Annotated in this window: 10 protein-coding genes; 5 read left to right on the forward strand and 5 right to left on the reverse strand. The window is 69.4% G+C overall.

All coding sequences use genetic code 11. From position 1 onward, the window contains the following. Positions 1-10 precede the first annotated feature (10 nt). From mshB to CHC08_RS35800, 4 genes are all read left to right on the forward strand, one after another. A complete protein-coding gene (mshB, locus tag CHC08_RS35785) occupies positions 11-916 on the forward strand; it encodes an N-acetyl-1-D-myo-inositol-2-amino-2-deoxy-alpha-D-glucopyranoside deacetylase (RefSeq protein ID WP_089211818.1) in 906 nt (301 codons plus the stop codon). Between the two features lie 11 nt (positions 917-927). Then, entirely contained in the window at positions 928-1377 is a 450-nt protein-coding gene (locus CHC08_RS35790) for a DUF6113 family protein (protein ID WP_089211819.1), read from the forward strand. 165 nt (positions 1378-1542) lie between these two features. Continuing rightward, positions 1543-1974, forward strand: a complete 432-nt coding sequence (locus CHC08_RS35795) for a hypothetical protein (protein WP_089211820.1) — start codon at positions 1543-1545, stop codon at positions 1972-1974. Positions 1975-2142: 168 nt separating this feature from the next. Next, positions 2143-3078, forward strand: coding sequence for a ribonuclease Z (locus CHC08_RS35800; RefSeq protein ID WP_089211870.1), 936 nt, complete (start codon positions 2143-2145; stop codon positions 3076-3078). Positions 3079-3221: 143 nt separating this feature from the next. On the opposite strand, the gene CHC08_RS35805 is transcribed toward CHC08_RS35800, so the two are convergent. Then, a complete protein-coding gene (locus CHC08_RS35805; protein WP_143653475.1) occupies positions 3222-5942 on the reverse strand; it encodes a penicillin acylase family protein in 2721 nt (906 codons plus the stop codon). Positions 5943-6085: 143 nt separating this feature from the next. Beyond that, positions 6086-7018 carry an aldose 1-epimerase family protein gene (locus CHC08_RS35810; protein WP_089211822.1) on the reverse strand — a complete coding sequence of 311 codons (933 nt, stop codon included), beginning with the start codon at positions 7016-7018 and terminating at the stop codon, positions 6086-6088. 281 nt (positions 7019-7299) lie between these two features. On the opposite strand from CHC08_RS35810, the gene CHC08_RS35815 reads away from it, so the two are divergent. Further along, complete coding sequence (locus CHC08_RS35815; RefSeq protein ID WP_089211823.1) at positions 7300-7872, forward strand: peroxiredoxin; 573 nt, start codon at positions 7300-7302, stop codon at positions 7870-7872. Between the two features lie 175 nt (positions 7873-8047). On the opposite strand, the gene CHC08_RS35820 is transcribed toward CHC08_RS35815, so the two are convergent. The 3 genes from CHC08_RS35820 to CHC08_RS35830 all read right to left on the reverse strand — a co-directional run bounded on the left by CHC08_RS35820 (position 8048) and on the right by CHC08_RS35830 (position 12153). Then, on the reverse strand, positions 8048-8524 hold the full coding sequence (locus tag CHC08_RS35820) for a GNAT family N-acetyltransferase (protein ID WP_179282398.1): 477 nt from the start codon (positions 8522-8524) through the stop codon (positions 8048-8050). Positions 8525-8799: 275 nt separating this feature from the next. Then, complete coding sequence (cysS, locus tag CHC08_RS35825) at positions 8800-10191, reverse strand: cysteine--tRNA ligase (RefSeq protein WP_089211825.1); 1392 nt, start codon at positions 10189-10191, stop codon at positions 8800-8802. A gap of 114 nt (positions 10192-10305) precedes the next feature. Further along, positions 10306-12153, reverse strand: a complete 1848-nt coding sequence (locus CHC08_RS35830) for a sigma factor-like helix-turn-helix DNA-binding protein (protein ID WP_089211826.1) — start codon at positions 12151-12153, stop codon at positions 10306-10308. Between the last annotated feature and the right edge of the window lie 36 nt (positions 12154-12189).

Genomic DNA, 12189 nt, shown 5'->3' on the forward strand with positions numbered 1-12189 from the left:
AAGGAACTCGATGACCGATCGGCGCCTGATGCTCGTGCACGCGCACCCCGACGACGAGACGATCGGCAGCGGGGCCACCATGGCCAAATACGCCGCGGAGGGGGCCCACGTCGTGCTCGTCACCTGCACGCTCGGCGAGGAGGGCGAGGTCATCCCCCCGGAGCTGGCGCATCTGACCGCCGACCGGGACGACACCCTGGGCAAGCACCGCATCGGCGAGCTCACCGCCGCCTGCGAGGCGCTCGGCGTCGCCGACCATCGTTTCCTGGGCGGTCCCGGCCGCTGGCGCGACTCCGGGATGATGGGCGTCGCCTCCAACGACCGCGACACCGCCTTCTGGCAGGCCGACCTGGACGAGGCCGCGGGGGAGCTGGTGAAGATCATCCGTGAGGTGCGGCCCCAGGTTCTCATCACCTATGACAAGAACGGCTTCTACGGCCACCCCGACCACATCCAGGCTCACCGCGTCTCCTGGCGGGCCTTCGAGCTGGCCGCCGACCCGGAGTTCGGCGAGGGTGAGCCGTGGCGGATCGCCAAGTTCTACTTCACGGCCGTGCCCATGTCGGTGATGCGCGGGGACGAGAAGGCGCTGCGCGAGAGAGGGGCCGGCTTCTTCGTCGAGGAGGTCGGCGACCTGCCGTTCGGCTGCGCGGACCAGGACGTCACCACCGAGATCGACGGCCGAGCCCACATCGGTGAGAAGTTCGGCGCGATGCGGGCGCACGCCACCCAGATCACGGTGGATCCGCCGTGGTTCGCCCTGTCCAACAACGCCGGCCAGCGGGCGTTCGGGGTGGAGCACTTCATCCTCCGCGCCGGGGTCCGGGGGCCCGCCGGTCCGGGAGCGTCGATCGAGGTGGGAGGCCTCGGCGAGCCCTATGACCGTGAAGACGACCTCTTCGCGGGGATCGACTAGCCTCGGTGCTTGTGACGGAGCAGGTCCCGGTGGCGGAGAAACCTTCAGTGACGACGGCGATCACCGTCGCGGCGTACGCCGTGCTTGTCCTGCTCGGACTCCTGATGGGCGTCCTCGGCGGGTTCCAGCACTCGTGGTACATCTGGCCCGTCCCGGTCTCGGCCATCGGCTGGGTCGCCGCGCTGTTCGCGGTCTGTTACGGCGCGGGCCGGATGATGGGCGGAAAGCTGGCCGCCCTGGCGCCCGCGGCGGGGTGGATGGTGATCACGATGATCTGGCTCGCCAACCGCCCGGAGGGCGATGTGATCATCGCCAATGACCTCTCCGGCTACGTCTACCTCTACGGCGGTCTGGCCGGGATCCTGGCGGGCGTGCTGCTCTCGCCCTCCGCGGGCGGCGAGTCATGGCTGCTCACCAGGCACTCGTACGGTCGTCGCTCAGCCGAACCGCATTCGCCGTAGCCGGGCGGAGTGACCCCGTCCGTAGTCGCATGGAGCGGCCCGGCCCGTGGTCGGGTGGAGTGCCCCGGTCCGTAGTCGCGTGGAGCGGGCCCGGTCCGTGTGAAGTCGGAGCGGGTGGGCCGGACCGCTGGCGCACGGTGACCGGATGAGCGCACAATTTGCGGTATGCGGCGGGTGCATCGGGTGCGGCGGGCCCTCAACTACGCGAACCTGTCCACGCCACTGGGGCTGCTGGTGGCACGCCTCGGCCACGCCCGGGTGACGGCGGGACCCGAGGGGTTGATCCTGGCGTACGGTTACCGCTTCCGGTTCCCAATCGCCAGGGCGTTCACCGTCGGCAACGTGGTGCTGACCAAGTACGAGGAGGGCTTTCTCACCGGGAGCCTGCTCAGGCACGAGGATCGGCACGCCTCCCAGTACATGCTCTGCGTGGGCCTGCCGATGCTGATTCTCTATCTCGTCGCGATGGCCGTCTCCATGCTGATCTGCTGGGACCGGGCCGCATGGAACCTCTTCGAGCGGCTGGCGAACCTGGAGGACGGAAACTACTCCCGGAAGTCGCCGTGGTGGCGCCGGGCGAGAAGAGCCTCCCGGTAGGGAGGCGACGATCACCGGTCCCGCCCGGTGGTCGTCCACCTCGACCGAGCCCTCCGGCGGGGCCGGCGCCACGCCGAAGGTCACCACTCCTAACATGGCGTCCACATGACCGAGCCCTCCGGCGGAGCCGGCAGCACGCCGAAGGTCACCACTCCTAACATGGCGACCGTGTCTTCTCGCGAACTCGTCATCCTCGGCACATCGAGCGCGGTGCCCACTCGCCACCGCAACCAGAACGGATATCTGCTGCTCTGGGACGGAGCCGGTTTCCTGTTCGACCCGGGGGAGGGCACGCAGCGGCAGATGACCCACGCGAGGGTCAGCGCCGGCGACATCACCTGGATCTGCGTCACGCACCTGCACGGGGACCACTGTCTCGGCGTGCCGGGAATCGTCCAGCGGATCTCTCGCGACGGCGTCGGGCACCGGGTCGGGGCCGCCTATCCACTGAGCGGGCAGGCCTACTGGCGGCGGCTGCGCCACGCCACCGTCTTCCACGACACCGCGGACATCGTCGAGCACCCGCTCGACGGCGAGGTCGTGCGCCTGCCCGCCGGGCCCGTCACCCTCACCGCGCGCCCGCTCTCCCACCCCGTCCCCGCGTACGGTTACCGCCTCGACGAACCGGACGGGCGCCAGATGATCCCCGAGCGACTGCGCGCCCGCGGCGTCCACGGGCCGCTCATCAGTGAACTCCAGCGCGAAGGAACGGTCACCGTCGAAGGCGCCACCGTCACCCTGGAGGAGTGCAGCCGCCCGCGCCCCGGGCAGAGCGCCGCGTTTGTCATGGACACCCGGCTGTGCGACAACGCCTTCGCCCTCGCCGAAGGCGTCGACCTGCTCGTCATCGAGTCGACGTTCCTGTCCGCCGAGGCCAGGCTCGCCGAGGAGTACGGTCACCTCACCGCCGGCCAGGCCGCCCGGGTCGCAGCCGAGTCGGGGGTGCGCCGCCTGGTGCTCACCCACTTCTCCGAGCGCTACGACGCCGACGACGAGCAGAGGTTCCTCGACGAGGCCCACTCCCACTTCCCGGGGGAGGTCGTCGTCGCCCGTGACCTCACCCGGGTCCCCGTTCCCCGGCGGCGGTCCGACCAGGGCGCGTGACCTCCCACCGCCACGTCGCGAACGAGCGTCGGCCCTCCCGCACCGTCACCGTGTCGCGAACGAGCGTCGGCCCTCCCGCACCGTCACCGCGTGAACGAGCGTCTCCGTGACCCTCGCTCACCGTGGCGGTGCGACCCGTGCTCTCACGGGGTGAGGGTCAGGGTGTGGGCGGCCGCCTTTTTGATCGACTCCTCGCGGGCGAGCATCGGGGTGGTCTTCCCGCTCGCCCAGAGCGGTGCCTGGTCCCAGTAGTTGTCGTGGAAGGCATGGCCGGAGGCGCCGGTCAGGTTGATCCACTGGGACTTGTCCAGGTCCGCGAGGTCCACGATCATGCGCATGGACGGCAGCGAGGTCACCGTGTAGTCCTGCTGGGGGTCCCAGCTCGTGGCGTTGACCGCGTCCTTGCCGCCCCCCACCGGGAACGGACCCCGGTTGAACAGCCACTCGACCGGGGCGATCCCCGAGGTGCCGAAACTCTGGTTGACGAGCTTCAGCGAGTGCAGGTCGCCCCAGCGCCAGGCCTTGACGTCCGGGCCGAGACGAGCGCTCAGCTCGTCGTAGGCCGCGGCCATGGCCCGCCGCAGCATGTCGTCGCGGGTCTCCTTGATCGAGGTCCGCGTGTCGTCCCAGAACGCGTCGTCGCTTCTGTCCAGCATGACGCGGACCACCTCGAACCAGCGGCCGCCGCCGCCGGGCCAGGCGTTTTCCGGCAGGTCGTCGTTGAACGTCTCGATGAGCAGGTGCCGCCAGACGGCGTTGAAGTACGCCGCCGGACCCGAATCCGCGTCCTGGGAGTAGTCCCAGCCGTCCAGAAGCCTGCGGGCGTCCTCGGAGGGCCCGGCCACCTTGACGTCCATCAGCTTGGGCACCAGGAAGGGGGCGAAGTCGTTCCGGGTGTCCTGCTGCACGTCGCTCATCGTCGTGGCGTCCACCTTGCCCTTCTTCAGCGCCTCCTGGAGACGGTCCAGGATGCGCTGGGAGCGGTAGCCGTACGACCAGTCCTTGGTGAGCATGTGCGGGTAGCGCTCGGGGTCGATGACCGCGTTGTTGGCGGTCACGATGTAGCCCTCCGGCGGGTTGTAGACGCTGGGCAGTTCGTCGAAGGGGATCGTGGACTGCCAGGAGTACTCGCCGGTCCAGCCCGGCACCGGCCAGGTGCCGTCGCCCCGGGTCCGGACCGGGATCTTGCCGGGGGCCTGGTAGCCGATGTTGCCCTCGGTGTCGGCGTAGATCAGGTTCTGCGCGGGCACGTCGAACTTGCTCGCCGCCGCCCGGAACTGCTGCCAGTCCTGCGCGGTGTCGAGCGCGAAGATCGCGTCAACGGTGCTGCCCGGGTCCAGCGCCGTCCACTTGAGCGCCACCGCGTCGGCCTCCGCGTTGAAGATCTTGGCCGTGCCCGGCAACGTGTCCTTCACGTCCGACATGACGTCGGAGATGATCGGCCCGTGCATGGTCTCGCGGACCTTGAGCTCGACCGGCTCATGCCCGGCCACCTTGATGGTCTCGATCCTGGTGACGAGCGGCTTCCAGTTGCCCATGAACAGGAAGGAGTCGTCCCTCAACCGCTCCAGATACAGGTCGGTGACGTCGGGGGCGAGGTTGGTGAAACCCCAGGAGATCTTGTCGTTGTGGCCGATGATCACGCCCGGCACACCGGAGAAGGTGAACCCGGTGACGTCGAACGGGCACTTGGCGCTCTTCGTACGGCAGTGCAGCCCGGTCTGGTACCAGACCGAGGGCATGCCGCCCGACAGGTGAGGGTCGTTGGCGAGCAGGGGCTTGCCCGACGTGGTGTGCTTTCCGCTGACCACCCACGAGTTCGAGCCGATGCCGCTGCCGTCCTCGGAGTCGCCCATCAGGCTCGGCACCACGCGCATGGCCTCGGCCGCCCTGGTCAACGCGCCCACGGTCACGCCGGTGTTCGTCTCCGTGCTCGCATTCGTACCTGTACCCGTGCCCGTGCCCGTGTCGGTTCCCGTACCTGTTCCCGTATCCCTGCCCGTGCCGGTTCCCGTGCCCGTACCCGTGCCCGTGCCCGTGTTCGTTCCCGTTCCGAGTCTCGTTCCTGTGCCGGTTCCCGTTCCCGTGTTCGCGACGGTCTTCACCGGCTCCTCGGACTGGTCGAATCCACGCTCGGTGACCGAACCTCGGGTGACGATCGGCTGGCGGGTGTCGAAGGGGTAGCCGGGCCAGAGCTGCTCCACCCGGCCGCGCGGCAGCTTGCTCGCCGCGAGCGCCCTGCCGATCTCGTCCTCCATGTTGGAACGCAGGTCCCAGGCCATGGCCTTGAGCCAGGCGATCGAGTCGACCGGGGTCCACGGCTCGGGCTCGTAGCCGGCGGCGGTGAACTGCAGGATCGCGTATTCGAGACTCTTGCCGGCGAAGCCCTTGTTCTGCCCCATCCACGCGTTGACGCCCTTGGCGTAGGCGTCCAGGTAGAGCCGGGTCTGCTCGCTGAGCAGAGGCAGCTCTTCCTCGGCCACCTTCCGCCAGCCCATGGTACGGATGACCTTGTCCTCGGGCAGCGTCGCCGAGCCGAACATCTCCGACAACCGGCCGGCCGTCACATGGCGGCGGAAGTCCATCTCAAAGAACCGGTCCTGCGCGTGCACGTAGCCCTGGGCGATGAACAGGTCGTTGGGGGAGTCCGCATAGATATGTGGGATTCCTGTTTTGTCGCGGTAGACGGTTACTTTTCCCGTCAGGCCGGCCACCTTGAGCTCGCCCTCGAGCTGGGGAAAGGATGCCCGTACGGTCCAGATGCCGGCTCCCGCGAGGATCAGTCCGAATACCACCAGGACGGTGACCATTCGAGAGAGCCACTTGAGCGGTCGGGGCATCCAGGCATACGGACGGAACCTCACAAAAACCTCCTACACGACATGTCCCAGCAAGTTTGGCAGCACCTCCGGGGCCCCGACACCGTACTGGCATTCGCCGAAATACGACGTATGGGGCTCCCTGTCGCTGACCTGGTCGATGCCGCTGGGCACGGCGCGCGCCTGACTCAGATGATCTCTTCCGCCGACGGGATCGGGCCGATTCCCCAGCGGTGAGCGACGCGGTCCCCGGGGGCCAGCCGGATGACGTCCTCGCCGGTGCGGAAGGCGTTCGGCGGGCAGCTCATCGGCTCCACCGCGAGCCCCCTGCGGCGATACCCGTCGGGGAGGGTGTCGCCGGTGTAGAGCTGGAGCCAGTCGATCCCGTCGCCCGCCCACAGCTCGACCCCGCGGGTTCCGTCCGCGGTGCGGAGGCTGACCCGCAGCAGCCCGTCGGCGCCGCGCTCCAGCCCGGTGAACGCGGTGTCGAGCTCCAGCTCACCGATCGGGCGGGCGGTTCGGAAGTCGTACTCGGTCCCCTCGACATCCCGGCGGCCGGTGGGAATCTTCCGGTCGTTCACCGCGAGCCACTGGGCGGCGGGAAGCTCCAGAACGGCGTCATCGAGGGTGCCGAGGGTGAGATAGGGGTGGGCGCCGAAACCGTACGGCGCGACGGTGTCGCCGACGTTCTCCGCGGCCACCTCGACCTCCAGGCCGGAGCCGCTCAACGTGTACAGGATGGAGAGGTCGAGGATGTGCGGGTAACCGGTCTGGGGGAACAGCCGCAGGCCGAGCCTGATGGAGGCGGCGTCGTGGGAGAGGACCTGCCAGGAATGAGACCGGGAGAAGCCGTGGATCGCGTTGCCGGTCTTGGGCTCGGTCAGCGCGAGCTGCCTGTCCTCGCCGTCGAACGTGTAGCGGCCGTCCTCGATCCGGTTCGGCCAGGGAAGCAGCGGCAGCCCCGCCCCGCCGACCGGGGACAGGTCCTCGGGATAGTCGACGACGAGCGGCCGGCCGTTCACGGTGAGGCTCCTGAGACCGGCCCCGAGCTCGGTGAGGATCGCCTGGAAACCGTCGGCGGCGATGGTGTGCTGAGCCCCGGTGGGGGCGATGTTCTTCATTGGGTCATTGAACACCTGTGAACATCTGTGGTCTCCGTCTTCAGGCCGTGCGGTGCTCATCTTGGGACTCCGCCTCGGCGACCCGGGATGGGCCTCTCGGGAATCTCGGACATCCGGGAGTCTCGGGCATCCGGGAGTCTCGGGCATCCGGGAGTCTCGGGCATCCGGGAGTCTCGGACATCCGGGAGTCTCGGACATCCGGGAACGGCTCGCCGTCGAATTGGGCAGGCCCGGAAAATCGGATAGACCTGGAGAGGATCACTGACGGAAGAGGCAGTCTTATGAGCAACCTGTACGAACTCCCCGCGGATCTGCCCGTCCCCGAGGACGACGGAGCGGCGGACCACCTCCCGGGCCGCCGGGCGCCCCATGTCGAGCTGCTCGGTACGGCGGGCGAGTCGGTCGCCCTCGACGCGCTGGGCTCGGGCCGTTCAGTTATCTACATCTATCCGCTGACCGGCCGTCCGGACGGCGACCTGCCGCAAGGATGGAACGACATCCCCGGAGCCCGCGGCTGCACCACCGAGGCCTGCGACTTCCGTGACCACCACGGGGAGCTGGTCGCCGCCGGCGCGGTTCGGGTGTTCGGTCTGTCCAGTCAGGACGACGAATACCAGCGAGAGGTCGTCGAGCGCCTCCACCTGCCGTTCGCGATGCTCTCCGACCTCGGACTGCGCCTGGCCGACGAGCTGAACCTGCCGACGTTCGAGGCGGACGGGATGACGCTCTACAGAAGGCTCACACTGATCATCCGCAACGGTGTGATCGAGCACGTCTTCTACCCGGTCTTCCCGCCGAACGAGCACGCCCAGCAGGTCCTGGCCTGGCTGCGGGAGAATCCGGCTGACCGCTGACCGCTGACCGCTGACCGCTGACCGCTGACCGCTGACCGCTGACCGCTATGAGCGCTGACCGCTATGAGCGCGAGCGAGGTCAACCGATGCATGTGCTTTCCGGCTCCCGGCCGGTCGGCGTCGCGATGACCGGACGTCCAGGGCGGGGGCTCTGCCCTTCAAGGCGGGGAAGACCTCAAAGGGAGGTCTCCAGGACCACTGACCGCATGGCGAAGCCGTTGCGCTCGTAGAAGCGCACGGCCCCCTCGTTGCCGGCGTATGCCGTCACTCCGGCGTACTGCGCCCCGTGGCGGCGGGCCCACGCCTTGAACTCCTCCACCAGATTGACGCCGATCTTCTGGCCGCGATAGGCGGGCTGCACATAGATGCTGCCCAGCGTCGCCACCAGGAGCGGCCGCATCAGGCTGGGGCCGGACAGCGAGCCGGTCAGGTGACCGATGATCTGGTCGCCGTCCTCGGCGACCATCATCAGGCGGTCCGGGTCGCTCAGCGCCTTCGTGAACCGGGCCAGACCGTGCTCCGCAGGCCAGCCCAGGTTCAGGGTGAGGTCGTGGGCTCCGGCGTCCTCGATGAACAGCGCGGAACTGCAGGCCACTACTCCTCCCAGGTCCGCAACCGTGGCAGGCCGTACGACAACACCGCTCTCGCTCATGATCGGGACGCTATCGGCCGCCACCGACATTAGACGCGATCTGCTCCTACGACCTGCGGAAACATGACCATTCCATGCTGGATCGACAAGGTCGCCGCCGCCCGTCCGCCTCTCCGTTGCCGGCAACGGAAACTCGGTCGAATCCGGCCCTGGGACGACCCTCCCCTTGAGCCGGCTTCGGAAGATCAGCCGGGTTGGTCCCGGAAGGCCGACCGGGTCTGGTTCTCGTCTGGGGCGGCTCCGGAAGCTCGGCCGGGTCCGGCCCGCCGTCCGGGTCAGTCCCAGAAGGCCGACCAGGTCTGGCCCTCGGGGGTGTCGGCGACCTTCACGCCGAGGGCGGCCAGCTCGTCGCGGAGGCGGTCGGCGGCGGGCCAGTCCCTGGCCTCGCGCGCCCGCTCGCGCTGTTCCAGCAGTTCGGCGGCGCCCGCGGGAAGGCTCCTGGACCTGCCGATGTCGAGGGAGAGGTCCAGGCCGAGGATCTGGTCGAGATGGAGGAAGGCCTCAAGCCGGGATCCGGGGGCGATCGAGTCGTCGCGTTCCAGCTCGCGGAGGAGGCGAAGGGCCAGGGGGGTGTCGAGGTCGTCGTCGAAGGCGGCCTCGATCAGGGAGACCTGGTCGGCGGGCATCGGACGGCTGGGGAACTCCGACCACTCGGCGACGCGGGAGCGCCAGCGTCGCAGGGTCTTGTCGGCGGCCCGCAGGGTGTCCCAGGTGAGGTTCATCTGCTGGCGGTAGCGATGCTCCATGAACGCCAGCCGTACGGCCAGCGGATCCAGGCCCTCGTCCACCACGTCCCGGAGCAGGACCACGTTGCCGGTGGACTTGGACATCTTGCGCCCGTCGAAGAGCAGGTGCTCGCCGTGGACCCAGTGCTTCACCACCTCGTGTCCGGCGGCGGAGTCGGACTGGGCGCGCTCGTCCTCGTGGTGCGGGAAGCGCAGGTCGATCCCGCCGGTGTGCAGGTCGATGTGCTCGCCGAGGAACTTCAGCGCCATCGCCGAGCACTCGATGTGCCAGCCGGGGAAGCCCCGGCCCCACGGGGTCTCCCAGGTCAGCTCCCGGTCCGAGGGCTTCCACAGGGCCCAGTCGGCGTGGAACCGCTTGCGGGGGTCGACACCCTCGGTGCGGTGGCCGGGCCTCAGCTGGTCGAGCCGGTTGCCCGAGATCTCGCCGTAGGTCGGGAAGGAGGCGGCGTCGAAGAAGACCGATCCGTCGGGGACCGCGTAGGCGTGTCCCTTCCCGATCAACTTGGCGATCAGCTCGATCGTCGTGTCCATCGTCTCGCTGGCCCGGGGGGAGTGCTCGGGCGGGCGCATGTTGAGCGCGGCCGCGTCCGCGAGGAAGGCGTCCTCGTAGAACCGCGCGATCTCCAGCGCCGTGCGCCCCTCGGCCCGCGCCTGGGCCTGGACCTTGTCCTCACCGGCCGGGTCGAGCTCGGTGTCGTCCACCAGGTGCCCGACATCGGTGATGTTGCGGCAGACGACCACCCGGACCCGCTGCCGCTCACTGACCCGTCTGATCAGATCCGACAGCAGGTACGACCGGAGGTTGCCCACGTGGGCGTACCTGTAGACGGTCGGGCCGCAGGTATACATCCGCAGCGACCGGGCCCCGTCGGGGACGATCTGTTGAACCTGGCGATTCCGCGTGTCATACAGGCGCAGCATGTCCCGAGCCTATTCGCCCAGGGCGGTTCTTCTCGGGCGATGCTCCGGTTCTTTCGGGCGCGCCCCGGACTTTCCCGGAGCGGCGCCCTCCGGCTCTCCCGTGGGCGCTTCTCTTCAGGCGGGACCCTCCAGGAAGACGAGGATCTCCCGGTCGCCGCGATCGCGGAGGCGGGCGATGACCTCCTCGCGGGTGCAGCCGTCGGACAGGCCGATCCGGGCGCCGATCAGGCGGACGCCCTCGGCCTCCGAGGCGACGGGGGCGGTGTACCCGATCAGGTGCAGGGCCCGGTTCAGGGCGGGGATGGCCGGGGACGCGGCGGGAAGGTAGCGGGTCAGCAGCTCGCCGCCGTCGGACACGGTCAGGAAGACGTGATCCCCCTCGGCGGCGTTGGCGGCGATCAGGACCGGGCGGATGGAACCCATGGTCGGCTGGTTGTGCCAGCTGATCACCACGTCGCCGGAGGGGGTGGAGGCGGTCAGCTGCCCGCCGGGGGCCATGCCGAGATGCGCCGCGAAGCCGGTCGGCAGGGGAGAGCCCGAGCCGCGCAGGTGCTCGGCGTTGACGTCCACCCGGTGCCACCAGCGCCCGTCGCGACTGCGGAAGCAGCGGCGGGTCGACGCGACGTCGCGGCGCGGGTGGTAGTCGGTCTGCTCGGCGCCGGCCACCCGGATCCATCCGCGCTGGGTGCGCTCGAAGCCGGGTCCGCCCGCGTAGGCGCGGACCGAGCTCTCGCTCACGTCGTAGCGGGCGGTCAGGTTCGTGACGATCGTGTTGACCGACGCCTCGCCGCTGGACCGTTCGATCTCCCGGACGATCATCTCCCGGATGCCCAGGTACTGCTCGCCGCCCCAGCGCGACAGCCCGTACTTGTTCCGGTCGACCCGCAGGAACCGGTCGTCGGCGGTGAGCTGGTTGCGGATGCCGACGAGGCTGTAGTCCTCGCCGATGCGCTCCTGGATCTCCTCGGGGGTCAGCGGGCTCCCGGCCACCGCGAGCACGGCCTGGGCCTTGTCGTTGACGCTGCGGGGCCACGGCACCACGTGGTCCTCCAGCACCCTCAGCTGGGGTACGGCGATCAGCCACCGCTCGGCCACGTCCTCGCGGATGCCGAGCTGGCTGACCATCGTGACGGCCTCGTCCAGGGGACGCGGCCCGTCGGTGAACAGCTGCCGGGTCTTCTCCCTGAGCTCGTCGGCGCCGCCGGCGACCAGCCAGCCGTCCACCTGGTCGTAGCCGCTCAGCAGGGTCCGTACGAACCGCCAGGAGGGGATGCCCAGCGTGGCCAGCTCGGTGCGGTGCCACGGCACCGCCGCGGCCAGGTCGTCGGCCGGTACGGCGGAGCCCAGCCGGCCCCGCAGCCAGGAGACGTGGGCGATCAGCGGCGCCGCGTCCTCACCCGCCAGCCAGGCCTCGACGTGGTCGCGCAGGTCGCGCTCGATCTGCCGGATGCGCTCCCTGGTGACCGAGAACCGCTGTGCCAGGTCGTCGAGCGTGGCCCGCTGGGAGGCGTAGAGCCGGTCCCTGGCGATCGCCCGCTGCCGTTCGTCCAACGTGCCGAAGAGCTCGTCGATCAACTCGGGCAACGGCCGGTCGGGACGGGAGGGGCGCACCTTGGCGACGCTCTCCTCGGTGACCGGTTCAAGGAGTCGTTCCAGTACGCCGGTGAACAGTTTGTGCACCATCTCGCGGCCGAGCCCCTCGGGCGTGCGGACGCTCGAAGCCGGGTCGGCGAACCTGAGTACGGGAAGGACGTCGCCGAGCATCAGATGTCCCCAACATGTCAGGGCAAGATCGGTCAGACGTCCCGCGACCTCGGAGGTCCCGATGGTGGTGCAGGCCCGGTCGAGCGGAAGCGCCTGCCACCACGCCTCAGGGAGACGGGGGTCGGTTGCGATCGGCGCTACCTGGCCGGGGGAGGTCCAGCGCAGGGGTGGCGCGATGTCGCTCAGGCTGAGGTTCATTGAGGTCCAACCGGCAAAGGGGAATATATCCGCAGT

It is taken from the genome of Streptosporangium subroseum (assembly GCF_900188345.1).
Lineage (GTDB): Bacteria > Actinomycetota > Actinomycetes > Streptosporangiales > Streptosporangiaceae > Streptosporangium > Streptosporangium subroseum.

Bases quoted from the DNA above. Each gene is read 5' to 3' on its own strand.
- mshB (WP_089211818.1), top strand. From the start codon at position 11: ATGACCGATCGGCGCCTGATGCTCGTGCACGCGCACCCCGACGACGAG.
- CHC08_RS35795 (WP_089211820.1), top strand. From the start codon at position 1,543: ATGCGGCGGGTGCATCGGGTGCGGCGGGCCCTCAACTACGCGAACCTG.
- CHC08_RS35810 (WP_089211822.1), bottom strand. From the start codon at position 7,018: ATGAAGAACATCGCCCCCACCGGGGCTCAGCACACCATCGCCGCCGAC.
- CHC08_RS35815 (WP_089211823.1), top strand. From the start codon at position 7,300: ATGAGCAACCTGTACGAACTCCCCGCGGATCTGCCCGTCCCCGAGGAC.
- CHC08_RS35820 (WP_179282398.1), bottom strand. From the start codon at position 8,524: ATGAGCGAGAGCGGTGTTGTCGTACGGCCTGCCACGGTTGCGGACCTG.
- cysS (WP_089211825.1), bottom strand. From the start codon at position 10,191: ATGCTGCGCCTGTATGACACGCGGAATCGCCAGGTTCAACAGATCGTC.
- CHC08_RS35830 (WP_089211826.1), bottom strand. From the start codon at position 12,153: ATGAACCTCAGCCTGAGCGACATCGCGCCACCCCTGCGCTGGACCTCC.